Annotated in this window: 29 protein-coding genes; 14 read left to right on the top strand and 15 right to left on the bottom strand. The window is 68.7% G+C overall.

The window, feature by feature from the left end; genetic code table 11:
- Positions 1-66 precede the first annotated feature (66 nt).
- Together AMK34_RS04635 and AMK34_RS04630 are read left to right on the top strand one after the other, a co-directional pair.
- A complete protein-coding gene (locus AMK34_RS04635) occupies positions 67-2,784 on the top strand; it encodes a DEAD/DEAH box helicase (RefSeq protein ID WP_073843154.1) in 2,718 nt (905 codons plus the stop codon).
- Complete coding sequence (locus AMK34_RS04630) at positions 2,781-3,941, top strand: SWIM zinc finger family protein (RefSeq protein ID WP_073843152.1); 1,161 nt, start codon at positions 2,781-2,783, stop codon at positions 3,939-3,941. Before AMK34_RS04635 ends, AMK34_RS04630 begins: the two co-directional genes overlap by 4 nt.
- On the opposite strand, the gene AMK34_RS04625 is transcribed toward AMK34_RS04630, so the two are convergent.
- Positions 3,878-4,525: a DUF4865 family protein gene (locus tag AMK34_RS04625; protein ID WP_083649809.1), complete on the bottom strand. Its 648-nt coding sequence runs from the start codon at positions 4,523-4,525 to the stop codon at positions 3,878-3,880. The two genes, AMK34_RS04630 and AMK34_RS04625, sit on opposite strands and share 64 nt — an antisense overlap.
- Before the next feature lie 67 nt (positions 4,526-4,592).
- On the opposite strand from AMK34_RS04625, the gene AMK34_RS04620 reads away from it, so the two are divergent.
- A complete protein-coding gene (locus AMK34_RS04620) occupies positions 4,593-5,756 on the top strand; it encodes a 4-hydroxybenzoate 3-monooxygenase (RefSeq protein ID WP_073843148.1) in 1,164 nt (387 codons plus the stop codon).
- 4 nt (positions 5,757-5,760) lie between these two features.
- Here the strand turns inward: AMK34_RS04620 and AMK34_RS04615 are convergent, their stop codons facing one another.
- From AMK34_RS04615 to AMK34_RS04595, 5 genes are all read right to left on the bottom strand, one after another.
- Positions 5,761-6,192 (bottom strand): hypothetical protein, encoded by a 432-nt coding sequence (locus AMK34_RS04615; RefSeq protein WP_073843146.1) that lies wholly within the window; start codon positions 6,190-6,192, stop codon positions 5,761-5,763.
- A 244-nt stretch (positions 6,193-6,436) separates the two neighbouring features.
- Complete coding sequence (locus tag AMK34_RS04610; RefSeq protein WP_073843145.1) at positions 6,437-8,056, bottom strand: acyl-CoA dehydrogenase family protein; 1,620 nt, start codon at positions 8,054-8,056, stop codon at positions 6,437-6,439.
- A complete protein-coding gene (locus tag AMK34_RS04605; protein ID WP_038513474.1) occupies positions 8,040-8,645 on the bottom strand; it encodes a TetR/AcrR family transcriptional regulator in 606 nt (201 codons plus the stop codon). Before AMK34_RS04605 ends, AMK34_RS04610 begins: the two co-directional genes overlap by 17 nt.
- A gap of 32 nt (positions 8,646-8,677) precedes the next feature.
- Positions 8,678-9,136: a peroxiredoxin family protein gene (locus AMK34_RS04600; protein WP_073843143.1), complete on the bottom strand. Its 459-nt coding sequence runs from the start codon at positions 9,134-9,136 to the stop codon at positions 8,678-8,680.
- A gap of 23 nt (positions 9,137-9,159) precedes the next feature.
- A complete protein-coding gene (locus AMK34_RS04595) occupies positions 9,160-9,693 on the bottom strand; it encodes an RNA polymerase sigma factor (protein WP_073843141.1) in 534 nt (177 codons plus the stop codon).
- A gap of 145 nt (positions 9,694-9,838) precedes the next feature.
- Here AMK34_RS04595 and AMK34_RS04590 point away from each other — a divergent pair, with 145 nt between their 5' ends.
- The 4 genes from AMK34_RS04590 to AMK34_RS04575 are packed head-to-tail and all read left to right on the top strand — an operon-like array spanning position 9,839 to position 12,531.
- Entirely contained in the window at positions 9,839-10,354 is a 516-nt protein-coding gene (locus AMK34_RS04590) for a DinB family protein (RefSeq protein ID WP_073843139.1), read from the top strand.
- Between the two features lie 2 nt (positions 10,355-10,356).
- Positions 10,357-11,124, top strand: a complete 768-nt coding sequence (locus tag AMK34_RS04585) for an NAD(P)-binding domain-containing protein (protein WP_073843137.1) — start codon at positions 10,357-10,359, stop codon at positions 11,122-11,124.
- Entirely contained in the window at positions 11,121-11,879 is a 759-nt protein-coding gene (locus tag AMK34_RS04580) for a putative protein N(5)-glutamine methyltransferase (RefSeq protein WP_073843135.1), read from the top strand. The genes AMK34_RS04585 and AMK34_RS04580 overlap by 4 nt, the downstream gene beginning before the upstream one ends.
- 10 nt (positions 11,880-11,889) lie before the next feature.
- A complete protein-coding gene (locus tag AMK34_RS04575) occupies positions 11,890-12,531 on the top strand; it encodes a class I SAM-dependent DNA methyltransferase (RefSeq protein WP_073843133.1) in 642 nt (213 codons plus the stop codon).
- Between the two features lies 1 nt (position 12,532).
- Here the strand turns inward: AMK34_RS04575 and AMK34_RS04570 are convergent, their stop codons facing one another.
- Positions 12,533-13,372: a class I SAM-dependent methyltransferase gene (locus AMK34_RS04570; RefSeq protein WP_073843131.1), complete on the bottom strand. Its 840-nt coding sequence runs from the start codon at positions 13,370-13,372 to the stop codon at positions 12,533-12,535.
- Positions 13,305-14,261 (bottom strand): SDR family oxidoreductase, encoded by a 957-nt coding sequence (locus tag AMK34_RS04565; protein WP_241832678.1) that lies wholly within the window; start codon positions 14,259-14,261, stop codon positions 13,305-13,307. The genes AMK34_RS04570 and AMK34_RS04565 overlap by 68 nt, the downstream gene beginning before the upstream one ends.
- 92 nt (positions 14,262-14,353) lie before the next feature.
- Here AMK34_RS04565 and AMK34_RS04560 point away from each other — a divergent pair, with 92 nt between their 5' ends.
- On the top strand, positions 14,354-14,722 hold the full coding sequence (locus AMK34_RS04560; protein ID WP_073843129.1) for a winged helix-turn-helix transcriptional regulator: 369 nt from the start codon (positions 14,354-14,356) through the stop codon (positions 14,720-14,722).
- Here AMK34_RS04560 and AMK34_RS04555 read toward each other — a convergent pair.
- Together AMK34_RS04555 and AMK34_RS04550 are read right to left on the bottom strand one after the other, a co-directional pair.
- Complete coding sequence (locus AMK34_RS04555; RefSeq protein WP_073843127.1) at positions 14,691-15,119, bottom strand: VOC family protein; 429 nt, start codon at positions 15,117-15,119, stop codon at positions 14,691-14,693. The two genes, AMK34_RS04560 and AMK34_RS04555, sit on opposite strands and share 32 nt — an antisense overlap.
- Positions 15,120-15,162: 43 nt before the next feature.
- The gene (locus AMK34_RS04550) at positions 15,163-15,651 is read right to left on the bottom strand and encodes a DUF4303 domain-containing protein (protein WP_241832677.1); all 489 of its coding nucleotides are present in this window, start codon (positions 15,649-15,651) and stop codon (positions 15,163-15,165) included.
- A 630-nt stretch (positions 15,652-16,281) separates the two neighbouring features.
- On the opposite strand from AMK34_RS04550, the gene AMK34_RS04545 reads away from it, so the two are divergent.
- Positions 16,282-17,262 carry a tyrosine-type recombinase/integrase gene (locus tag AMK34_RS04545; protein ID WP_073843123.1) on the top strand — a complete coding sequence of 327 codons (981 nt, stop codon included), beginning with the start codon at positions 16,282-16,284 and terminating at the stop codon, positions 17,260-17,262.
- A 1-nt stretch (position 17,263) separates the two neighbouring features.
- On the opposite strand, the gene AMK34_RS04540 is transcribed toward AMK34_RS04545, so the two are convergent.
- The gene (locus AMK34_RS04540; RefSeq protein ID WP_037337960.1) at positions 17,264-17,647 is read right to left on the bottom strand and encodes a hypothetical protein; all 384 of its coding nucleotides are present in this window, start codon (positions 17,645-17,647) and stop codon (positions 17,264-17,266) included.
- Positions 17,648-17,713: 66 nt separating this feature from the next.
- On the opposite strand from AMK34_RS04540, the gene AMK34_RS04535 reads away from it, so the two are divergent.
- Entirely contained in the window at positions 17,714-18,493 is a 780-nt protein-coding gene (locus AMK34_RS04535) for a glycerophosphodiester phosphodiesterase (protein ID WP_073843121.1), read from the top strand.
- Between the two features lie 59 nt (positions 18,494-18,552).
- Here AMK34_RS04535 and AMK34_RS04530 read toward each other — a convergent pair whose 3' ends face one another.
- Entirely contained in the window at positions 18,553-19,227 is a 675-nt protein-coding gene (locus AMK34_RS04530) for a transglycosylase family protein (RefSeq protein ID WP_038513504.1), read from the bottom strand.
- Positions 19,228-19,497: 270 nt separating this feature from the next.
- On the opposite strand from AMK34_RS04530, the gene AMK34_RS04525 reads away from it, so the two are divergent.
- From AMK34_RS04525 to AMK34_RS04515, 3 genes are all read left to right on the top strand, one after another.
- The gene (locus AMK34_RS04525; RefSeq protein WP_073843119.1) at positions 19,498-20,898 is read left to right on the top strand and encodes an MFS transporter; all 1,401 of its coding nucleotides are present in this window, start codon (positions 19,498-19,500) and stop codon (positions 20,896-20,898) included.
- A gap of 30 nt (positions 20,899-20,928) precedes the next feature.
- Positions 20,929-21,687: a thymidine kinase gene (locus AMK34_RS04520; protein ID WP_038513508.1), complete on the top strand. Its 759-nt coding sequence runs from the start codon at positions 20,929-20,931 to the stop codon at positions 21,685-21,687.
- A gap of 226 nt (positions 21,688-21,913) precedes the next feature.
- Positions 21,914-22,261: an RNA polymerase-binding protein RbpA gene (locus AMK34_RS04515; RefSeq protein WP_005151365.1), complete on the top strand. Its 348-nt coding sequence runs from the start codon at positions 21,914-21,916 to the stop codon at positions 22,259-22,261.
- A gap of 453 nt (positions 22,262-22,714) precedes the next feature.
- Here AMK34_RS04515 and dapA read toward each other — a convergent pair whose 3' ends face one another.
- Complete coding sequence (gene dapA, locus AMK34_RS04510; RefSeq protein WP_073843117.1) at positions 22,715-23,617, bottom strand: 4-hydroxy-tetrahydrodipicolinate synthase; 903 nt, start codon at positions 23,615-23,617, stop codon at positions 22,715-22,717.
- Between the two features lie 73 nt (positions 23,618-23,690).
- On the opposite strand from dapA, the gene AMK34_RS04505 reads away from it, so the two are divergent.
- On the top strand, positions 23,691-24,692 hold the full coding sequence (locus AMK34_RS04505) for a LysR family transcriptional regulator (RefSeq protein ID WP_073843115.1): 1,002 nt from the start codon (positions 23,691-23,693) through the stop codon (positions 24,690-24,692).
- Here AMK34_RS04505 and AMK34_RS04500 read toward each other — a convergent pair.
- Together AMK34_RS04500 and AMK34_RS04495 are read right to left on the bottom strand one after the other, a co-directional pair.
- Positions 24,585-25,370, bottom strand: a complete 786-nt coding sequence (locus tag AMK34_RS04500; protein WP_073843113.1) for an SDR family NAD(P)-dependent oxidoreductase — start codon at positions 25,368-25,370, stop codon at positions 24,585-24,587. The genes AMK34_RS04505 and AMK34_RS04500 overlap by 108 nt on opposite strands.
- A 66-nt stretch (positions 25,371-25,436) precedes the next feature.
- Positions 25,437-26,705, bottom strand: a complete 1,269-nt coding sequence (locus AMK34_RS04495; protein WP_073843111.1) for an RNA polymerase subunit sigma-70 — start codon at positions 26,703-26,705, stop codon at positions 25,437-25,439.
- Positions 26,706-26,722 lie beyond the last annotated feature (17 nt).

Below are 26,722 nucleotides of genomic sequence, written 5' to 3'. Positions count from 1 at the left end.
CGTTCTCTCTACGGTGTACAGAGTTGTGTTATCCTGAACTGTACACCGTACAGAGATTGGGGTTGAGTGGCGTCTCACGACGGCTTCGGCAGTGTCGCTTTCGAACCGAAAAATCCCCCTCGGACCAGCGGATTCGTCTTCTGGAACGCCGAGGGGAACACGCCGGGGGCCGGGGAGGTGACGGTCGCTCTCCCCGAGATCACCACGGTGCCGTGCGTCCGGCTGCCGATGGCCGAGGCGCTTCCGGCGCTGCTGCGTCTCAATGAGAGCGACGACGACTCCGCGCGTTTCTGGAGCACGGCCGCCGCGGCGGCGTTGAAGCTCGCCGAGGCGGGCAGGCTGCTTCCCGGGCTCACGGAGTCCGATGTGGACGCCTGGCGCGCCGGCCCGCTGGAACCGGCCGACGCCGCTTGGCTGCGCGAGCTGTCCGAAGCGATGCCCGCGCGAGCGCGGGCGATCCCGAGCGAGGGAAACCTCCTGCCGGCGCGGTATCCGTTGCTGCGTGCGTTCCTCGACGCCGTGGCCGACACCCTTCCGCGCACGCCCGCCGCCGCGCAGGCGGCCGGGGTGAAGGCGTTCGCCGCCGCGCCTTCGCATCGTGTTCCGCAGTTGCGGGACTGGGCGGCCGAGGTCGCGGCCGGGCTGGATTCCGGGGTCCGGGTCTCGATACGGATCGAAGCGCCGGGTGACGACTTCACGATCGGCCGGTTCAGCGGGGTCGTCCAGGTGCACAGCCTGGCCGATCCCGGTGTCCTGGCCGACGCCGCCGCGCTCTGGGCGGGTGACGACCGGTTCGGTCCGAGGGCGCGGATCGACGTGATGCTGGCGCTGCGCCGGGCCGCACAGTTGTGGCCGCCGCTGGAACCGCTGCTCGGCGCGGCGGTCCCCGACGAGGTCGGGCTCGGCGACACCGACATCACCGAACTGCTCACCACCGCGGCGCCGCTGCTGGCCACGGCGGGTATCGACGTGCACTGGCCCGCCGATCTCGCCCGTGACCTGAGCGCGAAGGCGGTGGTCGGCGGCGGTGACGCCCCGCCCGCCGATCTTCCCTCGTTCTTCGCCGGCGGCACGCTGCTGCAGTTCGACTGGCAGCTGGCCCTCGGCGGTGCGCCGCTCACCGCGGCCGAGATGGACGCGCTGGCCGAGGCCCACCGCCCCGTCGTGCGCCTGCGCGATCAGTGGGTTCTCGTCGACCCGGCTCTCGCGGCGAAGGCGCGGGATCGCGCGCTCAAGCCGCTCACGCCGATCGACGCGCTCGGTGCCGCCTTGAGCGGGACCACCGAGATCGACGGTGAACGCGTCGACGTCCTCACCGACGGCTGGCTCGCCGCGTTGCGGGAGCGGCTGCTCGCCCCGCCGGAGCCGCAGGCGCCGCCGCGAGGCCTGGCCGCGACCTTGCGCGATTACCAGATGCGCGGCCTGCAGTGGCTCACCGCCATGACCTCGATCGGGCTCGGCGGCTGTCTCGCCGACGACATGGGTCTCGGCAAGACGATCACGCTGATCTCGCTGCATCTGCATCGCGCGGACGGTCCGACGCTGGTCGTCTGCCCGGCCTCGTTGCTGGGGAACTGGGAACGCGAGATCACCAAGTTCGCCCCTGGCGTCCCGGTGCGGCGGTTCCACGGCACCGAACGCTCACTCGACGACCTCGGCGACGGCTTCGTGCTCACCACCTACGGCACTCTGCGCGTGGATCCGGAACCGCTGGGGTCCGTCCACTGGGGACTGCTGGTGGCCGACGAGGCCCAGCACGTCAAGAACCACCGCTCCGGCACGGCGAAGGCGTTGAGGACGCTGACGTCGTCGGCGCGGGTGGCGCTCACGGGCACCCCGGTGGAGAACAACCTCGCCGAACTGTGGGCGATCCTCGACTGGACGACACCGGGCCTACTCGGCACCATGGCCGATTTCCGTCGGGTCTGGGCGAAACCGGTCGAGTCCGGAAAGGACCCGGAAGCGGCGGAGCGCCTGTCCCGGCTCGTCCGCCCCTTCCTGCTGCGCCGCCGCAAATCCGACCCGGGGATCGCGCCGGAGCTGCCCGCCAAGACCGAGACCGACCGGCCGGTGACGCTCACGGCCGAGCAGGCGGCGTTGTACGAGGCGACGGTGCGCGAGCTGATGGCCGAGATCGCCGGGAGCGAGGGCATCGCGCGCCGCGGCCGGATCGTCAAACTGCTCACCGGGCTCAAGCAGATCTGCAACCATCCCGCGCAGTACCTCAAGGAGCCCTCGGACGCGGTGCTGGACGGCCGGTCGGGCAAGCTCGAGCTGCTCGACGAACTGCTGGGCACGATCCTCGCCGAGGACGGCGCGGTGCTGGTGTTCACGCAGTACGTCGCCATGGCGCGGCTGCTGGAACGGCATCTCGCGCAGCGTGGGATCGGCACGCAGCTGTTGCACGGTGGCACCCCGGTGCCCAAACGAGAAGATCTCGTGCGCCGGTTCCAGGCCGGTGAGGTGCCGGTGTTCCTGTTGTCGCTCAAGGCGGCGGGGACCGGGCTCAACCTGACGCGCGCCGATCACGTCGTGCATTACGACCGCTGGTGGAACCCGGCGGTGGAGGACCAGGCGACCGACCGCGCGTACCGGATCGGGCAGACCCGGCCGGTGCAGGTGCACCGGCTCATCGCCGAGGGCACCGTCGAGGACCGCATCGCGGCGATGCTGCGGGAGAAGCGTGCGCTCGCCGACGCGGTGCTCGCGGGCGGCGAGGCCGCCTTGACCGAACTGACCGACGAGGAGCTGGCCGATCTGGTCGAGTTGAGGAGCCGCCGATGAGTACGCCTGAAGATCGCGTCCGCGGTTTCCCCGCTTTCGGCGCCCAGGGTGGACGAGGTCAGTTCGCTCGCTCGTGGTGGGGTCGCGCGTGGATCAGCGCGATGGAGGACACCGCGCTGGATCTGCGGCAGCTGAAACAGGGCCGCAAGTACGCCGCGGCGGGCCGGGTCGGTCCGATCACGGTCAGCCCGGGGCGGATCGCCGCGGTGGTCGACGATCAGGAAGGGCAGTACCGCACCGAGGTCCGGCTCGCGGAGCTGACCGGTGACGAGTGGGACCGGTTCCTCGACCGGGTCGCCTCGCGTGCCGGGCATCTCGCCGCGTTGCTGGACCGGGACATGCCGCACGACCTCGTCGAGGCCGCCGACGACGCCGGGGTGCATCTGCTGCCCGGGATCGGTGACCTCGATCCGGATTGCGACTGCCCCGGCTGGGAGCTGCCGTGCCGCCATGCCGCGGCGCTGTCGTTCCAGGCGTCGTGGCTGCTCGACGCCGACCCGTTCGTGCTGTTGCTGATGCGCGGCAAGGGGGAGCGGGAGCTGCTCGACGAGCTGCAGCGGCGCAACGCGCCCCGATTCGTGCGCACCGGGGACGACGACATCGACGCCGAGCGGGCGTACGCCGGCGAGCCCGGTCCGTTACCGGATATCGCCGCGTTCGCGCCCACCGGAGGTCCGACCGTGCCCGGGGCGCCCGAGATCCCGGCCGAGGCCTTCGCCCTGCTGATCGACAACGCGCGACAGATGGCCGGTGCGCTCTTGGCGTCGCAGCCGAAGCTCACCCGCAAGCAGGACGCCGTCCGCCTCGCCGCCACTCGCCCGGAGACCGTGGAGAGGCTGCGCCCGGCCGAGCACGGTGAGGACTTCGATCGCGCGGTGCTCGCGTGGCGGCACGGCGGCCGTGCCGGTCTCGACGTCCTGGAGACCGTATGGACGCCGCCGTCGCAGGCGATGGGCCGGGCACGGGCCGCCTTCGCCGAGGTCGTGGACGATCCCGGCGAAGGACTGGACGTCGAACGCAACCACTGCACCGTTCACGGGACAGGGGTGCAGGTGCGGCTGGGCAAGGACGGGCTCTGGTACCCGTACCGGGATCAGTGGCCCGCTGGTCCGCCCGAAGCCGATCCGGGCGCGTTGTTCGCCGCGTTGCTCGGCTGATCCCACTGCCGTCCTCGCCGCAGCTGCTCCAGGTGCGGCGAGGACAGGTGGAGGATCTGATACCGGACCTCGTCGGATTCCGGTGCCTCGTCCGCCCACAGGCTGTAGCGGACGACCTGCCAGGTCCGCGGGTCGACGGCCAGCGCGCCCGAATGCGCGCCGTCCTGGCGCAGGTGCTCGCGGAGCCCGTCGAGTGCTTCGCCGAGGAAGGCCACCGGGTCGGCCTCGTCGGGGATCCGCACGATGTGCTTTCCCGCCGCGACCGGGGACGAGCCGAACGCGGGCCCTTCCTCGAAGCCGAGCACGGTCCAGTGCTGCACGGCGGGACGCCCGAAGGATTCGACGATGCCGCTGAACGGTCCGCCGAACAGGAAGGCGTTCATCCCGGCTTCGTCGTGCCACAGATAGAACGGCGAGTACTGGTTCAGCGTCGAGCCGTCGACGCCGCGCTCACGGATCCCGTACACCTTCAGCCCCAGGCCGCCGAAGTCGTCGAGCAGATGCCCGCGGGTGGCGACGCGGTCGCGGATGATGCCCATGTCGTAGTCGGCGGGGAGGGTGATCTCGTACTGCATCGCATGCATGCCGTACATACTAGTAGGTACAGAGATCGTCTTCGCCCTAAACCGTGGTGCTGCCGAAACTTGAAGCATGACAACAGGAAACGAGCACAGACCCGTCCTGATCGTCGGAGCGGGCGTAGCCGGACTCGCGCTCGGCAACTTCCTCCTGCGCGAGGGAATCCCTTGTGTCGTGTTCGAACGGCGCGGCCGCGAGTACGTCGAGCGACGGCAGCGCGCCGGGGTCATCGACACCAGGGCCACGCGCGTCTTCCGGAAACGAGGCCTCGAAGACCGCGTGGTCGGCGGGACTCCCATCAAGCCCACGCTCGGCTTCCGCGTCGACGGACAGCCGAGGCCCCTGACGCTCTCCGTCGAAGAACACGGGGAAGGCAGGCTCTGCCCTCAACAGGTCCTCGTCCGGAACCTCATCACCGCATTCGAGGAGGACGGAGGCGACCTGCGGTTCGACACCGAGGTTTCCGTGGAGGACATCGGCGAACGCCCACGCGTCCGGCTCGGCGATGGGTCGATCGTCGAAGGAGCCTTCATCGCCGGATGCGACGGCAACCACGGCGCCTCCCGCGCCGCCATCCCCGAGGACAGGATCACCCGCCACACCCACGAATACGGCTACGCGTGGCTGGTCGTCCTCGCCGACGTACCCGCCACCCACCAGACCGTGATGGCGATCCACCAACGCGGATTCGCGGCCCAGTTCGCCCGGGGTCCGCGCGCGAGCCGGTTCTACCTCCAGTGCCCGCTCGAGGACACCACCGAAGACTGGCCGGACGAACGGATCTGGAGCGAACTCGAAACGCGCTTCGGTGAACCACTCGCCACAACGGGCGCGATCGTGGAGAAACAATTACTGCCGCTGCGTGGCGAAGTGCTCAGCCCGATGAGCCACGGCAGGCTCCACCTGCTCGGCGACGCCGCGCACATCGTCCCGCCGATGAGCGCGAAGGGAATGAACCTCGCGCTGTACGACGCGGACATCTTCGCCGACGCGCTGATCCACTACTACAAAGAGGGCGACACGGGTCCGCTCGATGCGTACTCAGACGACCGTCTGCGTGAAGTGTGGAACTACCAGGCCTTCGCGACCTGGTTCACCGACACCGTCCACGACGCCGGCGATCCGTCCCACCGAGGGGAGTTCCGGCATCGGGTGGCGCGCGCCGACTTCGACCGCCTGTACAACTCCGCGACGGCGAACCGGCTGCTGAGCGAATTCGTCGCCGGGTTGACCTGAGCGGCTATTTCCGGCTCAGCCGGACGATCCCTTCGTCGCCCTGCACCGCGACGACGACGATCACCTGGCGGTTGATCTGATGGGCCATCCCCGGCGGACCGGACACCGCGGCGCCCATCCCGCCCGAGGCCGGGGCGAGCCCCACCTTCCCGGCCTGGACCGCGACCGAGAGCGGTCCGGCGCCGCCGTCGTTGGGGATCTGGTCGCCGGTCCGGACGAGCACCTCGCACTCACCGTCGGCGCAGGACCGCAGGTCCCGTCCGTCCGCCGCCACGAACGGCGCACCGGACGGGGCCGCCGCCCCCAGCATCGGCGCGCTCTCCACGGAAGGCGTCGAACTCGCCGCCGCGAAGATCGGCGTCGGCGCGGCCGTCGCACAGCCGGCGGCGAACAGCGCCACGGGGACCAGGACCAGGCATCTTCGGCGATCGACCATGACCGAGGAACGTAGCCGACCCGAGAGCCCTTGCATGCACCCGAATTCCGCAATCCTGCGGCTGTTCGCAGTGCTCGGCGGCGGTCCGGCCGGGTGAATCGACCGGACCGCCGCAGCACGTGGTCATACGGGCACCGAGAGTCCCGGCCGTGTTCGCCGCCTGATCACGCGAGATCCGCCTCCGATCACGCGAGTGCGCCCTTCAATCACGCGAGATCGCCGATCGCGCACGCGTACGACGCGCTCAGACCTCCGCGCGCGAGACGATCGCCCGCGTGTCCACTCCGGACGGAAGCGTCCCGAACGCGACACCCCAGTCGCCGCCCAGCCGCGACGCGCAGAACGCGTCGGCCACGGCCGGCGTCCCGTGCCGCACCAGCAGCGAACCCTGCAGCACCAGCGCCATCGACTCGACCAGCCGACGCGCCCGGTACTCGATGTCCGACAGATCGGACAGCTCCTTGCGCAGCCTGCCCACCGCGTCGTCCAGCCGCGCGTCGGCACCGGAGGCCTGCTCGACCTCGGTGAAATACGCCGCCACCGACTCGGGTTGCTTCGCCATCGCCCGCAGCGCGTCCAGCGCCGCGACGTTGCCCGAACCCTCCCAGATCGACATCAGCGGAGCCTCGCGGTAGAGCCGCGGCATCCCCGATTCCTCGACGTACCCGTTGCCGCCCAGGCATTCCAGCGCCTCGACCGCATGCGACGGACCACGCTTGCACACCCAGTACTTCGTCACCGCCAGCCCCAGCCGCCGGAACGCCTGCTCCTGCTCGTCCTCCGGCCGGTCGGTGGCCGACGCCAGCCGCATCCCGACCGTCGTCGCCGCCTCCGACTCCACGACGAGGTCCGCCAGCACGTTGCCCATCAAAGGCTGATCCACCAGGTTCGCCCCGAACGCACGACGATGCCGCGCGTGGTGGATCGCCCGCACCGCGCCGTACCGCATCCCCGCGGCGCTCCCGACCGCGCAGTCCAGCCGGGTGTTGTTCACCATCTCGATGATGGTGCGCACCCCGCGGCCCTCCTCGCCGATCAGCCAGCCGATCGCGTCGTCGTACTCGATCTCCGACGACGCGTTGGACCGGTTGCCCAGCTTGTCCTTCAGCCGCTGCAACCGGATCCCGTTGCGCGAGCCGTCCGGCAGGACACGGGGGAGCAGGAAACACGACAGCCCACCCGGCGCCTGAGCCAGCGTCAGGAACATGTCCGACATCGGCGCCGAAGTGAACCACTTGTGCCCGACGATCACGTAGCTGCCGTCACCCAGCGGCCGCGCCGTGGTCGTGTTCGCCCGGACGTCGGACCCGCCCTGTTTCTCCGTCATCGACATCCCGGCGATGAGACCGCGCTTCGAACTCGGCTCACGCAGCCCGAAGTCGTACTCCGTCGCCGCCAGCAACGGCTCGTACCGCGCGGACAGCTCGGGATTGAACCGCAGCGCCGGCACCGCCGCGTACGTCATCGAAATCGGGCACGTGTGCCCCGCGTCGACCTGGCCCCAGACGTACATCTTCGCCGCCCGCGCCGCGTGCGCGCCCGGGCGGGGATCCCGCCACGGCGCCGCATGCAGCCCGTAGGACACCGCGACGTCCATCAGCTCGTGCCAGTACGGGTGGAACTCGACCTCGTCGATCCGGTTCCCGACCCGGTCGTGCGTCCGCAGCACCGGCTCGTTCTCGTTGACCAGCCTGCCCCACTCCTGCGCCTGCTCACTCCCGGCGAGCCTGCCGAGGGCGTGCACCTCGGCCACCGCCCAGCCCGCGCCCGCCCGCTCCAGCCCTTCCAGCAAGGCCGGATCGGCGGCGACGTCGTACTCCGCCAGCGGCGGGACCTGATTGGTGACCTCATGAGTGACCGGCATCGGAACCTCCCAAGGAACGCAGGACGAAAGTGCGCAGCCCGGACACCTCGTCCGCACTGCCGGTGGTCAACGGGCCGATCAGCACCTCGGCGGCCGCGCCGACGAGCGCCGCCGCGGTGACGTCCGCGTCCTGGGCGGGCAGGACCCCGGACCGGACACCGTCGGCCACGTGCTGGGCCACGACGTCACGGAACGCGCGCCGGAACACCAGCCGCTCGGCCTCGATCGGCGCGTCGACAGGCTCGGCCAGCAGCGCGTACGCCATCCGTGGCGTCTTCAACGCCCGGCTCGCGAAGGTGTCGAAGACTGCCACAACCCGCTCCGCGGGCGTACCGGGCCGCTCCGACACCTCGCGCACAGCTTCGACCTCGCGCGTGACGACCTTGCGGAACAGCTCCACGACCAGCGCGGCCTTGGTGGGGTAGTGGCGGTACACGCTGCCGACCGCCACCCCCGCCCGTTCCGCGACCGCCGACACCGAGCAGCCCGCGTACCCGCGCTCGGCCAACTGCTCCATGGCGGCGGCGAGGACGGCGTCGCGCTGGGCGTCCAGACGCTCCTGGACCTTCGGTGTACGTCGATACGGCACCCAAGAAGTGAAGCACCGATTCACACCTTCAGTCAACGCACCTTGGCGAGCCCTTCGACGGCCTTGGCGATGCCCTTCTTGTCATAAGCACTGGTCGGCATCGTCGCCGCATGCGCGTGACGAACCACACCGTCCCGGTCGAACAGCACACTGCCCGACTGCTGCAGCAGCTTCTTCCCCAGCCCGAAGGCCTCGTGCGGCGTCCCGCCCCGACCGGTCACCACCCGGAAGGGCACCCCGCGCTTCGCCCGCCACGCCTTGGCCTCCGCCCGCTCCTCGGGGACGGCGACCAGCACCCGCACGTCGGCGGCGGCCAGCTCCTCCGCGCGCCCCACGAGATCCTTCACATGGCCGTTGCACACCGGGCACGAGGTCGACCGCATGAAATAGATCAGCACGTTCCCCGTGCCACGGAACTCCGAAAGCCGCACGACCTGACCGGACGTGTCCTCGAGAACGACATCAGGGACAGCGGAACCGATTTCCAGCATTGAAGAACTCCTCAACAGAAGGGTCAGGAAGCAGGGTTGTCGAGAGAGGCACGAACCGCCGCCCGCGCGCGATGCAACCGGGACTTCATCGCGGCCGGGCTCAGCCCGAGCGCGTCGGCCACCACACGGCCCGAATGCCCCTGGATGTCACGCATGATCAAGACGCGACGCTGATCGGACGGCAACCCGGCGATCGCCGCGGCCACCCGCTGCGCCTCCAGCCGTTCCAAAGCGTCCTCTTCGGCCGACACCATCACCACGGAATCCGCCAGATCGTCACCACGCCACGCCCGGCGCGCCCGCCGGAGACACTCGTTGCGCACGATCCGGAACATCCACGACGCCAGCGCACCGGTGGCCCGCAGCGAGCCGATCTTCCGATACAGGATGATCAGCGCCTCCTGCGCCGAATCCTCCGCGTCCTCAGGCGAAGCGCACAGCGACCGCGCGAACCGCTGCACATGCGGATGGGAACCCGAGACCAGAGCGGCGATGGCGGACGCGTCCCCGCCCTGCGCCGCCACGATCAACGAATCCCGCGGCCAATCGGCCTCCACGACGAACCTCCTCCCGCGCCGAGCTTGTCCCGGCCCTTACAAGAGCCGAGAACCCCACGAAAGGATTCAGCCCCGCTCACGTGACCCCGCTCACCCCAGCCGGCGCACCACGAATCCCACGTCACCCGATGGCATGATCGCCGCTATGACATGGACCGCCCCCGAGGTCACCCGGCCGTCCGGCGACACCGCCGCCGACGAGCGGATCCTCCTGCCCTCCCTGCTGACCTGGCACCGCAGCACCTTCCTCCACAAACTCACCGGTCTCACCGGGGAACAGCTCGCCACGGCGTCGGTCCCGCCCTCCAACCTCACCCTCCTCGGCCTCGTCCGGCACCTCGCCAAGGTCGAACGCTTCTGGTTCCGCCTGCGCTACGCCGCACAGGACATCGAACCCCTCTACGACCCCGCCCTCGGCAAGGACCACGACTTCGAAGTCCTCGACGCGACCAAAGCCGAAGAGGCCTACGACATCCTCCTCGAAGAGATCCGGCTCGCCGACGAGGCGGCCGCCGGAGGATCGCTCGACGACACCTTCGACCTCGGCGGAAACCCGTTCTCACTCCGCATGCTCTACGTCCACATGATCGGCGAATACGCACGCCACAACGGCCACGCCGACCTCATCCGCGAACGCGTCGACGGCCACACGGGAGCCTGACCATGGACTACGGATTCATCGGCGCGGGGGAGATCACCGCCGCCATCGTCGAAGGCCTCAGCAAGGACGTCACCGACCCGCCCCGGATCTTCCTCTCACCCCGCAGCCGCAGTGTCGGGCAAGAACTCTCCGCCCGCTTCGCCAACGTCGAAGTCCGCGACAGCAACCAAGCCGTCGTCGACAGCGCCTCGACGATCATCCTCGCCGTCCGCCCGCCCATCGCCGAAGAAGTCCTCCGCGACCTCACCTTCCGCCCCGAGCACGTCCTGATCAGCGCCCTCGCCGGCGTCCCCCTCGACCGGCTGCGCGACTGGGCCGCCCCCGCCCGCGAAGTCGTCCGGAGCATCCCGCTGCCACCCGCCGCGCGCCGCCAAAGCCTCACCGCGATGTACCCCGACAACCCCGAAGCCCGAGCCCTCTTCGACAGCATCGGCGGCAGCGTCGTCCCCGCCGCCGAGAAGGACCTCGACATCTTCAGCGGCGCCACCGCCACCTTCGCCGCCCACCTCGACTACCTCGGCACCATCGCCGCCTGGATGACCGACCAGGGCATCGACGACACCACGGCGACCGCCTTCACCAGCCACATCTTCGGCCAGCTCGGCCAGTCCCTCGCCGAACAGAACGGCTCCCTCGAAACCCTCACCGGCAAGCACATGACCCCCGGCGGGCTCAACGAACAGTTCCTCACCGACCTGCGCACCAACGGCGTCCCCGACACCGTCCGCGAGGCCCTCGACGGAATCCTCACCAGACTGCGGGACAAGTGACCATCATCGACAAGCTGCGGGCGGCCGGGTGCGTCTTCGCCGAAGACGAAGCCCGGCTCCTCACCGCCGAAGCCCGCACCCCGGCCGAACTCGACACCATGGTCCAACGCCGCGTCGACGGCGAACCACTCGAAGTCATCCTCGGCTGGGCCGAATTCCACGGACTCCGCATCGCCGTCGAACCCGGCGTCTTCGTGCCACGGCAACGCTCCGAACTCCTCGTCCGCCACGCCGTCACCCTCGCCGGACCGGGAGCGGTGGTCCTCGACCTCTGCTGCGGAACCGGCGCGCTCGGCGCCGCCATCGCCGCCGAACTCGGCGACATCCGGCTCTACGCCGCCGACATCGAACCCGCCGCCGTCCGCTGCGCCCGCGAGAACGTCGCCCAAGCCGGGGGAGAGGTCTTCGAAGGCGACCTGTACGCACCACTTCCCACGTCGCTACAAGGCCGCGTCGACATCCTGGTCGTCAACGCCCCGTACGTCCCCACCGACGCCATCGCGATGATGCCGCCCGAGGCGAGAGACCACGAACCCCGCGTCGCACTCGACGGCGGACACGACGGCGTCGACGTCCACCGCCGCGTCGCCGCCGAAGCCCTCCACTGGCTCGCACCAGGCGGGCACCTGCTCATCGAAACCGGCGAAAGCCAAGCCGTAAGCACCGCGGAAGCCATGGCACACAACGGTTTGACCCCCGAAGTGATCACCGACGAAGACCTGTACGCGACGATTGTTGTCGGTGCCCGGGTCTAGGGTCGCCGCCGTGACCGACTACCTCCAAACCACCCGAACCGCCTACGACACGGTCGCGGCCGACTACGCCGAACTCCTCCGCGACCACCTCGCCGGTTCCACCTGGGACCGCGCCGTCCTCGGCGCGTACACCGAGCTCGTCCAGGCCGCCGGTGGCGGCCGCGTCGCCGAAATCGGCTGCGGAACCGGCCGCATCACCGAGTACCTCCACCAGCTCGGGCTCGACATCCGCGGCGTCGACCTCTCGCCGGGAATGCTCGCCGTCGCCCGGAAGTGGTACCCACATCTGGACTTCCAGCTCGGCGAGATGCCCGGATTGTCCCTTGAGGACGGTGCGCTCGCCGGCGCCGTCGCCTGGTACTCGATCATCCACACCCCACGAGAGCGGCTGCCGGAGATCTTCGCCGACTTCCACCGGATCCTCGCCCCGGGCGGCCACCTGCTGCTCGCCTTCCAGGTCGGCGACGAAGTACGCCACATCGAGCACGCGTACGGCCACGACATCTCCTGCGACGCGTACCGGTTGGTACCCGAGAAGATCGCCGCACAGCTGGGGGAGGCCGGCTTCAGCCTGCTCTCCACCCTCGTCCGTGAGCCGTCCGAGGAATTCGAAAGCACCCCACAGGCCTACCTGATCGCCCGCAAGCAGTAGCTCAAGGACGCCGCGCCTCGACGAGCCAGGCCGCCGAACCGTAGAAAACGCCCTGGTCGGCCTGGTGCTCGGCGAGATCCGCCCGCAAGGCCTGGATGGCACCGTCGCGCGCGGTGTCATCCAGGTCGCTCAACCTGCCACCGTGCTGCTCGACGATGAACTCGGCCGCGTCGTCGACGTCCTCACCGAAGAACATCGGCTTGTTCACCGCGGTGCAGTCCACGTCGACGTACCCGGCGGAGGTCAGCAACTCCTCGATCTCCCGGGGATCGCTGAGCGCGAGATCCGCCGAGGGCACCTCACGACCTGCCGCGAAGATCGTCCGGAACGTGGTGATCCATTCGTTGAGCCGCAACGGCTGCCACGTCAGCAGGACCAGACGGCCACCCGGCCGGGTCGCCCTGACCAGATTGGCGAACGCGGCCAGGGGAGTACCGAAGAACATCGAGCCATGCCTGCTGATCACCACGTCGAACGACGCCTCGGCGAACGGATGGACCTGCGCGTCCGCCTGCTCGAACGAAACGTTGAGGACACGCTCCTCCTCAGCGAGCCGACGAGCGACACCGAGCATCTCACCGGAGAGATCGACACCCATCGCCGAACCCTCGGCAGCCAGCCGGGCCGCGTCCCGCGTCGTCTGACCGGCACCACAGCCGACGTCGAGAACCCGGTCCGCCACCTGGACATCAGCCGCGGCGAAGAAGAGATCCCGGTACGCCGCGACACCGTCGTTGAACCGCTGCGCACGCTTCGCCCAGAACGAGCCGTCGTCACCATCCCACGCCTTCAACATCCGCTCGTTGGACGGATCGACACGCACAGCCGTGCTCTCGGACATTTCGGCAACCCCCAGATTCGGTATCCGGAGACGACCCTAGCGCGACCCGTCGGCGGAACGCCGCGACATTCCTGGCAGCCCACTCGGCGAACGACCGCGGCGCGCGACCGAGTACCCGCTCCACATCCGGACTCACGCGCAACTCGGCCGGAGTCGGCGAACCGATGATGTCCAAGGTGTCGTCGGCCAGCTCCGCCGGCATGCTCAAGACCATCCCCGCCTTCGCCTCCTCCCGCGTGAGCTCCTGAAAAGCCACAGGCGAGCCCAAAACAGCAGCGAGCGCAGCAGCCTGCTCACGCGGCGTGATCACCGCCGGACCGGTCAGCTCGTACACCTCACCGAGATGCCGATCGTCCAGCAAACAGGCGGCCGCGACGTCGGCGATATCCGCCGGATCGACGATCGGCACCCCGGTGTCTCCGAACGGCGCCGCGACCACCTGCCGCGAGCGCACGGACTCCGCCCACCACAACGCGTTCGAGGCGAAACCACCCGGCCGCAGGATCGCCCCGTCCAAACCGGACTCCCGCACCACGTCCTCCAGCTCACGCATCGCCATCCGCGTCGTGCCGAAAGGTCTGGTCGCCACACCCAACGTCGAGAGCAGGACGACCCTGCGCACCCCGCTCGCCGCGGCCAGACCGATGATGTCGGCCGGGTTCGCCCCGACGGCGTGCAGATCGCCGGAAAGCAGCAGGAACAACGCCTTCGCCCCGGCCAAGGCGGGTTCGAGAGTGACGGGCTCCGCCAGATCGGCCACCACGTGCCTGCCTCCGGGCGGTGCCGCCGCGGCATGCCGCGACACCGCCGTCACCTGCTCGCCCGCCTCGGCCAGCGCCCTCGTCAACGGCTTACCGATGTTCCCCGTAGCCCCGGTCACCACGATCATGGCCCACTCCTTCGCTCGATCTTCCTGTGGCGACGACGCTAGGGAGCGCGGCTAACTTTTCGTAAGTACATACCCAGAGGTAAGCTCCTCCCATGGCAGGAGGCGCGCAGTTCACACCGGCCGACACCGAGCCGCGTTATGAGGTGTTTCACACTGACTGCGCCGCCCGCGACGTGGTCGGTCACGTCACCAGCCGGTGGGGGATCTGGGTACTGATCTCCTTGCAGCGCAACGATCTCCGCTTCTACGAGCTACGCGAGAGCATCCGGGGGATCAGCGAGAAGATGCTCGCGCAATCCCTGCGCGCACTCGTCGAGGACGGCCTGATCTGGCGACAGGTCGAGCCCACGACGCCGCCACAGGTGACCTACGGACTGACCGAGTTCGGCCGGGACGTCAGTGAGCCGCTGGTCGAACTGTTCGACCGGATCACCCGGCGAGTGGCTCCGGCTGCAGGGTGATGTTGAACATCCAGGAAATCCCGAACTCGTCCACGAGCGCGCCGGCTTCGTCACCCCACAGCTGTTTCTCCAGAGACATCGTCACGGTGCCGCCGACGGACAGCTTCTCGAAGTATTCGCGAAGTTCGCCGTCGCCGCCGAGGTAGACCGCGACGTTGTTGCCAGGGGAGTGGGGCACGTCCTCGACCTGGCCATCGACATCGCAGGCCATCAGCGTGTGACCGTTCGCGGTGTCGAGTTGAGCGTGCATGACCTTGTCGGCGGTGGGAGAGTCGGGCGCACCGAAATCCGCGATCGTGCCGATTTCCAGCTTGCCGCCGAAGACCTCCTGGTAGAACTCCATCGCCTGTCGCGCGTTTCCGTTGAACCTGATGTACGGGTTGAGTCGAGATTCCATGACAGGACCATTCCACCCAATATGCGACATCTTGTGTCGTGTATCAGCCGACGCCCCAGTAGGTCAGCCAGGCATCCAGCGCCGGCCCAGGAGGGTTGAGCCGACGAGCCCGGGCGACGTTGTCCTCATCTTCAGGGACGACCTCGACCAGAATCAGGACTTCCGCGCGAGCCTCGCCGACACCGAAGAGGCCTTCATCGGACAGCCTGCGCAACGCCGTCTCCATCGCACGCAGCCGAAGTTCGAACTCGGCATCGGACGCTTCGTCGTCGAGTTCGAAGACCGCCGGCCGGGCGGCGAACAGGTCGCGTACCGGCTTCAGATGTTCCTCACCCAAGATCGAAAACGGCGAATCGGCATAGGAGTAGCGGACCTCGTCGGCGTCGGCCCGCTGAGCCAGCGCCTCGTGCGACCACGCGGACAGCGCCGGACCGAACGCTTCGCCAGGCGTCGTCAGCGTGACGTAGTAGAAGGTGTGGCCGGGGTTGTCGCGGAACAGGTCTGTGACAGCCGCACGGGTGGCCGCGGTCAAGGCGTCAGAGAGGTCGGCTTCGGTCGGAGTCATCGGGGCATCGAACCACACGCCGCGGGGAAGACGCTCATGACGCTTACTTGACATAATGTACATTATCGGCACTTTGGCCGGCCTGGATAACGGCGGTCGAGAGGAGCCCTGACGTGGGCTGAAAGCGTCCTTCACCGCGTGTCACACAGCGAAAGCGCCCTTCGCTGCACGCGACGCGGGCATCGCTCCCTTCGACTCTCCCTGCGAGGCCGACCCTGAGGCTCCAGTACACCTCGGGACGCCCCCAGAGGACGAGGAACCGATGTCCGATCACCCGACCCCAATACGTCACTGTGACGAATTGATCCGGACGTCCCGGCCGATGATGATCAACGGAGGCGTCAGTCGCTGGCAGATCTTGCCGAGCCGACCTAGTCGGCGACCCCCGCGGGCTCCAGAGCACCTTGGCGGCTCGATGTGTCATGAAAGGGTCGTTCAGGACGAAAAACGTCAGGAACGACCCTTTCATGACACATCAGAGAGCGACGGGAGCGCCGAGATCCCCCGCGAGGAGTTTTCGGACCCATCACTCCGTTTCATGCATAATCACTATTATGCATGAAACGGAATATAACCCAGTGTAAGACTGTCGGTGCCATGCGGTACAAGATGTTCATGAGGGTTTCCGAGGCACAGCAAGCCTTTTTCGCCGCACGTCGTCCCCGTAAGGATTCTCCTCACACCACCGACGCCTACCGCCGCGACCTCGCCGGCATCACCGCTCTTCTGCTCCGCGAGCTGGACCGCTCCCCTGACGACCTCATGGTCGAGATGCTCACCGCCCAGGCGCTCCGCAACGCCTTCGGTGCCTTCGCGGACACCCACGCGAAGAGTTCGGTGCTGCGCGCGTGGTCGACCTGGAACCAGTTCCTCACCTTCTGTGTGTCCGACGGGCTGCTCGCGGGCAATCCGATGGGCGCCGTCGCCCGGCCGAAGGCGCCTCCGTTGACGCCGAAACCCTTGCGGGGCGAGGAAACCCCGGAGCAGTTGCTCGCGGCCGCCGCCGACGGTGCGCGCCGCGCGCGGGATCCGTGGCCGGAGCGGGACGTCCTGGTGATCGCGCTCGGGCTGGTCGCCGGGCTGCGCGCCGCGGAGATGCGGGCGCTGACGGCGCGGTCGCTGGTGGGCCGTCAGGGCGAGATGCGGTTGCACGTCCATGGCAAGGGAAGCCGGGACCGGTCGATCCCGGTGCAGCCGATCATGGAGAAGATCATCGAGGAGTACCTCGCTTCCTGCCGCCGCCGGTTCCCGCAGCAGCGGTTCGGGCCCTCCACTCCCCTCCTCCGGGATCGTGCCGGCGAGCCGATCGGCCGCGGGGCGCTGGAGTACCTGGTCAAATCCTGCTATCGGTGGGCGGGCCTGCACGACCGGGTGCCGGTCGGGGCGAATCTCCACGCGTTGCGGCACACCTTCGCGACCCGGCTGGCGGAGGACGGCGCGACCGCGTCGGAGATCATGGCGCTGCTGGGGCACGCGAGCCTGGCGACCAGTCAGAACTACATCGAGGCGACCGGTCGTGAGCAGCGGGCGGCGGCCGCGAGCAATCGGACGTACCGGGCGCTGGACGGGATCGTGTAGGTCAGCGGAGTTGTTCGAGGTCCTTGGCCGCCTGGGCGATTTCGCCCGCCAGGTTCCGGAGTTCGGCGACGGAGGCGCCGTCGTCGGCCGCGGTGACGACGTCTTCCGCGGCGCAGCGGAGCTGGAAGAGCCGGTCCTGGAGGGTGGCGATCTCGGTGTCGGAGAGGACGACGGCGTCTTCGGGGAGGCCGCTGCGCTGGAGGGCGGTCCGGCGTTCGTAAGCCCGCTGGCGGCACGATTGCCCGCAGTAACGGCGGCGTCTGCCGACGTTGCCGCCTTGTTCGAGGCGCCGGCCGCACCATCCGCAGTGTTTGGGTGCCCCCGCGCGGCGTAGCTCGGACACCTCTTCGGCGGACGTCTTCGGGTGTTCGGCCACTTCCCTCACGGTTCAGACCCTAGCTGGCCACCCGACGATCATGCCGGGGCCACGACCGAAGTGCACACTAGTGGGGTGCCGACACTGTTTCCGTACCTCGCCGATCCGCTTCCGCGCGCCTTCGCCCATCGTGGCTGGCACCTCGGTGACCTGGAAGGACTGGAGAACTCGTTGCCGGCCTTCCAGCAGGCGGTGACTGAGGGTTACCGCTATCTCGAGACGGACGTGCACGCGACGTCGGACGGCGTGGTGGTCGTGCATCACGACGCGTCGTTGGATCGGACGACCGATGGCGCGGGGTTGATCTCGCGGCAGACGTGGGCGCAGCTGCGGTCGGTCAAGATCGGGGGTCGTGCGCCCCTGTCGCGGCTGGAGGACGTGCTCGAGGAGTTGCCGGAGGCGCGGTTCAACATCGACGTGAAGTCGAACGAGGCGGTGGAGCCGTTCGTCCGGGCGATCGAGCGGACCGGTGCGCATGACCGGGTCGCGGCGGCGTCGTTCTCCGACGCGCGGTTGGCCCGGATCCGGAAGCTGGCGGGGCCGAAGCTGGTGACGGCGATGGGGCCGCGTTCGGTGGCGGTGATGTGGGCGAACGGGTTCTTGCCGCTGTTCTCGTTGCGGGCGTTGTCGCGGGGTGCGATGGCGCAGGTGCCGGTGCGGCAGGGGCGGTTGAAGGTGGTGGATCGGGCGTTCTTGCGGCAGGCGACGCGCGGGGGTTTCGAGGTGCACACGTGGACGGTGGACGATCCGGCGGAGATGCGGTTGCTGCTGGATCTGGGGGTGCACGGGATCGTGACGGATCGGCCGGATCTGCTGCGTGAGGTGCTTCGGGAGCGGGGTTCCTGGCCTTCCTGATCCCGCGTTTAGTCCTCTGAATGCGCTCACACGCATTCAGAGGACTAAACGCGTGGGGGTCAGCGGGGTGGTTTGCCGTTCCAGGCGGCGTCCCAGGTCTTGGGGCCGAGTCGTCCTGAGTCGTTGATGCCGTTGGCGCGCTGGAGGGCGAGGACGGCTTCGCGGGTTTTGTCGTAGTAGCAGCCGGTTCCGGTGAAGCCGTAGCCGAAGGCGTTCATCCGCAGCTGGAACTGCTTGAGCGCGACGGCGCAGTCGCCGTAGGCGTAGACGACGCCGGGCCAGGCGGGTTTGGGGCCGCCGGGCGGAGCGGGCGGAGTGGGCTTCGGTTTGGGTGCGGGCGGCGGGGCGGGCTGTCCTCCCCCGCCGATGTAGGCGGAGTCGGCGTAGGACGGGACGCGTTTGCTGCGGCCGTCGCTGTCGTTGCGGAAGCCGAGTTTGCCGGCGCATTCCCAGGGTTGCCAGCCGCGCATGCGGTAGAGGTAGAGGGCCCGGTAGTCCTGTTCGCGAGGGGTGGCCTGGTCGGGTCGTCCTTGGCCGCCGACGCTGCGCCAGGTGGGCAGGTCGAACTGGTAGGCGCCGTAGTAGCCGTTGCCGGTGTTGATGTTGTAGCGCCCGCTCGATTCACACATGCGGAGCTTGGACCAGTAGGTGCCGTGGGGATCCGCGGCGGCGGATCCGGTGGTGGCGATCTGCAGGCCCGTCACGGCGAGGGCGAGCAGGAGCGTTCTCGCCACTACGCGGTGTGCTGTGCGAAGGCGATGGGTCCTCATGAGCGGAACAGTAAATACCGGACACTTGCTTCACAAGAGTCACAGCTCGCTCACCAGCCTCACACGAAACACACGGGGATCGTGGCAGCGACACGCCGACGATGGTCGGGAAGGTGTCCGGCGAGAGTTCGTCTCGCGTCGAAACGAACACGGTCCGGACTCGTGCCGGACAGGCGGGTGTGATCACCAGTAGTCTCCCGCTGACCTCGACGTTCTCTACTTCAGGAGCTGTGCATGACGGTGGCCGTGACCCGTGAACGCAAGCGGGTGTGGCGGGCTTGGTACCTCTACGACTGGGCCAATTCGCCGTTCTATTCGTCGGTGATCACCGTCTTCGGAGCGCTCTATTTGAGCGAGATCGCGTCCGCGGACGCGAAGGCGAATTTCACCCTTAACGGGGACAGGGCGTGCACCGATTCGAGTGGAGCTTCGAGCACCCTGCAGAGCTGCGACGTCTCGTTGTTCGGGTTGGAGTTCCCGGCGGGTTCGCTGTGGGGATATCTGCTGTCGATCGCGACGGTGACCCAGGTGCTGGTGCTGCCGATCGCCGGCGCGATCGCGGACCGCAGCAGGCACAAGCGGCGGATCCTCGGCGGGTTCGCGTTCCTGGGCGCGGTGGCCTCGGCGCTGATGTTCTTCATCGCGGGGACGAACTGGGAGGTCGGTGTCTGGACGTTCATCCTGGCGAACATCGGTTACGGCGGCGCGCTGGTCGTCTACTACTCGTTCCTGGTGGACATCGCGGAGCCGGACGAGCGGGACGCGGTGTCGTCGAAGGGGTGGGCGTTCGGGTATCTCGGCGGTGGCCTGGCGCTGGCGTTGCAGCTCGGGTTCTTCATGGGGCACGAGTTCTTCGGGGTGAGCGAAGGGCTGGCGATCCAGATCTGCTTCCTGACGTCGGGGATCTGGTGGGCGGTGTTCACGATCCCGGCGGTGCGGGCACTCCCCCAGACTCATGTGCCGAAGTCGGGTGAGCGGGGTCTGTCGGTGCTGACGGCCGGGTTCAAGGAGCTGGGGCGGACGATCAAGGACGCGAAGGCGTATCCCCTGACGCTGGCGTTCCTCGGCAGCTACCTGGTCTTCACCGACGGGATCACGACGGTGGTGGCGGTGTCGGCGCAGTACGGGAAGGACGAGCTGAAGTACAGCACGCAGGTGCTGATCGTCACGATCCTGGTGATCCAGTTCCTGGCATACGCCGGCGCGATGATCCATGGCGCGATCGCGGCCCGGATCGGGGCGAAGAAGACGATCTTGGGCAGTCTGGTGGCCTGGGTGGTCGTGTTGTGCTTCGCGTACTTCATCGAGGCCGGTGAGCCGTTGCAGTTCTACGCGGTGGCGGTCGGGATCGGGTTGGTGCTGGGTGGGACGAACGCGTTGTCGCGGTCGTTGTTCGGGCAGATGATCCCGGAGGGCAAGGACGCGCAGTATTTCTCGCTGTACGTGGTCGGTGAGCGGGGGACGTCGTGGCTCGGTCCCCTGTTGTTCGCCGCGGTCGGGCAGATCACCGGTTCGTTCCGGTACGCGATCATCGCCCTGGTGGTCTTCTTCGTGCTCGGTTTCGTGTTCGTGTGGCTGGTCCCGGTGCGCCGGGCGATCGAGGCGGCGGGTAACCGACCACCGGCGGTGCTGTGACGGCGGAGTGTGCCGATAGGGTCGAGCGTCGTGACCGTACTGAAGGAGAGTGGCCCGGATCCCACGGACGCGTTGTCGTCGGTGCCGGTGGCGGGTTCACGGCGGGGTGTGCCGGTCGTCGGGAAGTTGAAGTTCTGCTACGGGCCGATGGACTGCGGGAAGTCGACGCTGGCGTTGCAGATCGACCACAACCACGCGAGGCAGGGTCGTCGCGGGATGGTGCTGGTGCGGCATGACCGGTCCGGGGAGCCGCAGATCACCAGCCGGATCGGGCTGACGCGCAAGGCGATCGAGGTGGGGAACGAGACCGATCTGCGGTTGCTGGTGCGTGAGCAGTGGGCGGCCGGGCGGCATGTGGACTATCTGATCGTCGACGAGGCGCAGTTCTTGTCGCCCGATCAGGTGGATCAGCTGGCTGAACTGGCCGATGACGTCCAGATCGACGTGTACTGCTTCGGAATCGCGACGGATTTCCGGAGCATGTTGTTCCCGGGTGCCGCGCGGTTGTTCGAGCTGGCGGACGAGTTGCAGCCGGTCCAGGTCGAGGTGTTGTGCTGGTGCGGGCAGACGGGGCGGTTCAACGCGCGGGTTTCCGATGGCGAGGTGCTGCGGGCCGGGGACACCGTGGTGGTCGCGGATACCGAGCAGGCGCTAGTTGAAACTTCATCGGCATCACGTTCCGAGGGTGAGCCGAACACTGTCCGTTATCAGGTATTGTGCCGTCGGCACTTTCGACTGGGCGACCTGGGGCCGACCTCGGCCCAACACGGTCAGTTACGGTTGACGTGACAGGCGTACTACTAGCCCATCTGGGGGATATCCGCACCAAGATGGCCGGATTGACGTCACGCCAGAGCGCGAAACCACTCCTACTAGGAGAAGCTGTTGCCACCGGGTGACACAGCTCATCGTGAGCAAGGACATGCTGTCCAGGGAATCTCCTGGGGCTCATCGTCGTTGCATAGGGTGAGCATCACCCTGGCTCCACCCGGAGCTGACTGAAAGGACCCCCATCATGGCCGACCGTGTTCTCCGTGGAAGCCGGCTGGGAGCGGTCAGCTACGAGACCGACCGCAACCACGACCTCGCTCCTCGGCGCACCGTGCGCTACGCCTGCCCCAAGAACCACGAGTTCGAGGTGCCCTTCTCCGACGATGCCGAGATCCCTTCGGTGTGGGAGTGCAGGCTGCACGGCAGCGAGTCCGAGATCGTGGACGGCGGGCAGCCGGAGCAGAAGAAGGTCAAGCCCCCGAGGACGCACTGGGACATGCTCCTGGAGCGCCGTTCGATCCCGGAGCTCGAAGATCTGCTCAACGAACGTCTCGCCGAGCTGAAGGGACGCAGGACCACCCGGTCCGCCTGACGCACGGCACAAGTAGCTAGCCCCACCACGAACCGGCGAAGCCCCCGCGACCTCCCTCCGCGGGGGCTTCGCCGTGTCTTGGGGTCCTGCTCGGCATAGGTACGTGAAGGCCCCCTTCACTGCGTCTAGCGCAAGGAAGGGAGCCTTCATGTACTTGGGGAAGGGGCCCTTCCTTGCGCTCGGCGCGACCACTGTTGCCACTGGGGCGCACGTGGCGATCTTCCAGTCCGTGAAGGCCTCCTTGAGGGACCCAGAGTCCCTCAAGGAGGCCTTCATTACCTACCGACGACCATCATTGAGGGGCCCGAGACGCTCCTCCTCGCAGCTCGATGCCCCCAATGTGGCATTGGAGGCGCTCGGTGTCCCCAATGCCACATTGGGGGCATCGAGCCCATCGCCCACGACCACACGACGAAACGGATCCCAGTCGGGGATCAGCCGCAGCGTAGGGGGCTAAGACACCGCGAGAGCCCCGGCGCCGAGGGATGCCAACGCGTCGCGAAGGCGCCGCAGGTGCTCCGGCGGCGATTCGAGCAGCGGGAGCCGGACCGTCGCGTGCGGGATGACGCCGAGTTCGGCCAGTGCGGCCTTGGCCATGATCGCCCCCTGCGACGTGCGCATGACGGCCTCCGCCAGGGGAAGCAACCCGGCGTTGAGCGAGCGCGCGGTCTCGAGGTCTCCCCCGCGTACGGCGGCGATGAGCTCGGCGTTGCGGTCGGCGAAGGCGTTGCCCACGACGCTGACCAGGCCGGTGGCGCCGGCGGCGAGATAGGGCAGGTTGAGCTCGTCGATGCCGCAGTAATAGGCCAGCGGTGTGTGCGCCATGACGGTCATCGCTTCGAACAGGTCGCCCTTGGCGTCCTTCACGGCCCGGATCCTGGGGTGGCGGGCGAGTTCGATCAGGGTGGCCGCTTCCATGGCCGTTCCGGTGCGGGCCGGGACGTCGTAGAGCATGACCGGCAGGTCGGTGGCGTCGGCGACCGCTTGGCAGTGGGCCACGATCCCGGCCTGGGTCGGTTTGGAGTAGTAGGGGCAGACGAGCAGGAGCGCGTCGGCGCCGGCCGCCTCGGCTTCCTTCGCGCGGCGGATGCAGGCGGTGGTGTCGTAGGTGCCGACTCCGGCGATCACGCGTGCGCGGTTCCCGGCGCGGTTCGCCACGGTGTGGACGAGCCGCGCGGCTTCGTTGTCGGTCAGGGTGGGTGACTCCCCGGTGGTTCCGCCGACGACGATGCCGTCGCAGCCGGTGGCGAGCAGGTGGTCGACCAGGCCGGTGAGGCCGGGTTCGCTGAGCGCGCCGCCGGGTTCCATCGGGGTGACCATCGCGACGAGGTTGGAGCCGAAGAGTGTTCCGGTCATGCGGTCGATCCTGTCCGCGCCGATACCTGCGGTCCAGCGATGGTTTTTGGATGGTATTGCGTAGCCTGGCTTCATGATCGAGGTCGGGGCCCTGCGGGCATTGCGGTCGGTGGCCGCGTTGGGGACGTTGGCGCGGGCGGCGGACGAGCTGGGCTTCACGGCGTCCGCGGTGTCGCAGCAGATCAAGCGGCTGGAACGCCAGATCGGGATGCCGGTGCTCGCTCCGGCGGGCCGCGGTGTCGTGCTGACTCCGGCGGGCCAGGCGGTCGTCGACTCCTCGCTGGAGGTGTTCCAGGCACTCGAACGGTGCGCCGAGGCCGCTCAGTCGGTCGCGGAGGGCGCGCCACGCGGGGTCCTGCGGGTGGCCGCGTTCTCGACCGGTATCCGCGGCCTGCTCGCTCCCGTCCATCCGCGGCTCCTGGCGCGCTACCCCGACCTCCGGCTGCACATCACCGAGCAGGATCCCGACCAGGCTCTGCATTCGGTCGAATCCGGGACGGCCGACCTCGCGCTCCTGCATGACGCCGACGGTCTGCCGGTGCCGCTGTCCCCCGCGCTGTCGCGGCGTCTGGTGCACACCGACCTCGGTGACGTCGTCATGGCCGAGACTCATCCTCTGGCCAGATCCTCGCCGCCGCTGGACGGCGAGGACCTGGCCGGGCACGCGTGGGTGACCAGTCCGCCGGGCACGGTCTGCCACCAGTGGTTCCGGCGTGTGTTCGCAGGCCTTCCGGAAGAACCCGACGTGCGGCATCTGGTCGACGACTTTTCCACGCAGCTGTCGCTGGTCGCCTCGGGCGAGGTCGTCGCGTTGATCCCGCGGCTGGCGCGCCCGCCCTTGGCCGAGGGGCTCGTCGCCCGGCCGCTCCGGCGCCCGCCGACGCGCGAGGTGCACGCCGCGTGGCGCCGCAGTGCCGAGTCGAGTCCCGCGATCCGGGCGGTGCTGACGGAGCTCGGGGCGGCTCGGTCAGCTGGGGTACATGCTGGTCACGTTGACGAACGTGCCGGTGATCCCCATGGCGTCGTCGGAGGCGAGGAACGCCAGCGTGGAGGCGACTTCGGCGAGGCGCGGTGAGCGTTTGGTCAGCCGGGCCTCGGCGAGTCCGCCGAGGACGTTCTGCACCATCTCGGGACTCGCCGGCAGCTGGTCGTTCACCGCGGAGAGCTTCTCGGGCGTGAGGGTCTCCGGGATACCCGCGACCCAAATGCCGAGCGCGCGGACGCCGTGCGGTCCGATCTCGACGGCGAGATTGCGGATGAAGGTGTCCAGCGCGGCGTCGACCGAGCCCGTGGCGCCCATCATCGGGCTGCCGTGGGCGGATCCGCTGTCGAGGGCGAGGATGGCGCCGGAGCCCTGGGCGGTCATGTGCCGGGCGGCGGCCCGTGCGGTGATGAAGTTCGTCGTGATGCCGACGGTGATCGGGCGAATGTAGTCCTCGATCGACATCTCCACGAGCGGGATGCCCTGGATGTCGCCACGCGGGACGAGGTTGAGCGAGATGTCGAGGCTGCCCGCCTCGGTGGCCACGGCCGCCGCGTGCTCGTCGACCGCGGTCTCGTCCAGGGCGTCGACCACCGCGACTTCGGCCAGTCCCCCGCTTTGTTCGATCTCACCCGCGAGCTTCGTCAACGCCGGCAGGTGCCGTCCGGTGAGGAAGACGCGGGCCCCGCGCGCGGCGAACTCCTTGGCGACGCCGTTGCCGATCGCCCCGCCGGCGCCGTAGATGATCGCGTTCTTGTTCTGGAGGCTCATGGGTTTTCCTTCCGCTTGGTCGGTTCGACCATTGAGACGCGGAAGGGGCGTGGGGCTCATCGGTCCTCAGGTGATCGTCAGCGGCAGCCCGAACGCGGGGAACAGATGCGGCTCGAAGGCGGTGATCTCGGCGACCTTCCCGTCTTCGATGCGCAGCACGTCGAGCACCTGCGCCCGGTAGACGCGGGTGCCGGGCCGCCGGACGTAGCCGCCCGCGGCGGGAAGCCCGTTGGCGACGGCCGGAAGGTGTTTCCACTCCCCGAAGTACATCGGCGAGGCGGGATCGAGGGATTTGGCGACGAACTTCAGGAAGACGTCGCGGCCGGAGAACCACAGCGGGTTCGGCGGCATCGTGACCAGCACGTCCTCCCTGAGCAGCTCGGCCATGACCCGGCTGTCCCCGTCGGCGGTGGCGGCGGCCATGTAGCGCCGCAGGATCGCCTGCTCCTCCTCGGTCGGCCGCACGGTCCGGGCCCAGTCGGCGCGGCGTTCGGGCAGGCGTTCGCGCAGCGTGGGGCGTGCGCGTTGCAGGGCGCTGGTGACCGACGCGACGGTGGTTTCCAGCAGGTCCGCGGTTTCGGCGGCCTTCCAGCCGAGGGCGTCGTTGAGGATCACCACGGCCCGCTGCTTCGGCGGAAGGTGCTGGATGGCGGTGAGGAAGACGAGTTCCATCGTTTCCCTCGTCTCGGCGATCTCCGCGACGTCGTCCGGGAACGGCTGCAACCAGGGCAGGAATTGAGGCGGTTCACCCAGCTGGTCGACACCGGGCATCGGGTCGTAGGGGCGCGGGACCCTCTTGTTGCGCCGCAGGAAATCGAGGCAGGTGTTGGTGGCGATGCGGTAGAGCCAGGCGCGGAAACTCGACCGGCCTTCGAACCCTTCCCGGCCGCGCCACGCTCGCAGGAACGTCTCCTGGACCAGGTCCTCCGCGTCGTCGTAGGACCCGACCATCCGGTAGCAGTGCACGCGCAGCTCTCGCTGGTGCTCTTCGAGACTCCCGGCGAAGGCGACCTCGTCGACGGTTTCCGTCACGGGCGCCGGTGTGACGTTTTCGTCTTTGGTCCGCTGCGCCAGCCGAGCGATGCGCCGCAGCTTGCCGACGTCGGAGGTGAGCGAGGTGAGATCGGCGAGGAACGCCTCCGGCGGTTGAGGTGTCAGCCGGTTCGCGACGCGGCCGACCTCGGCGATGAGGGCTTGCACGTCGGGGGCGGGTTCGCGCCGTGACCGGTAGGCCCGCTGGCGGCACGCGGCCGAGCAGTAGACGGCCGTGCGCCCGCGCGAATCCGCCTTCGACGGCAGCGGGCCTTCGCATATCCCGCAGACCTTCCCGGTCACGGCTCACCTTCCCTCAA

The organism is Amycolatopsis sp. CB00013 (assembly GCF_001905755.1).
GTDB classification, from domain to species: domain Bacteria; phylum Actinomycetota; class Actinomycetes; order Mycobacteriales; family Pseudonocardiaceae; genus Amycolatopsis; species Amycolatopsis japonica.
Note: the sequence above shows the minus strand (reverse complement) of the source record. Positions and strands in the feature narration are given on the sequence as shown.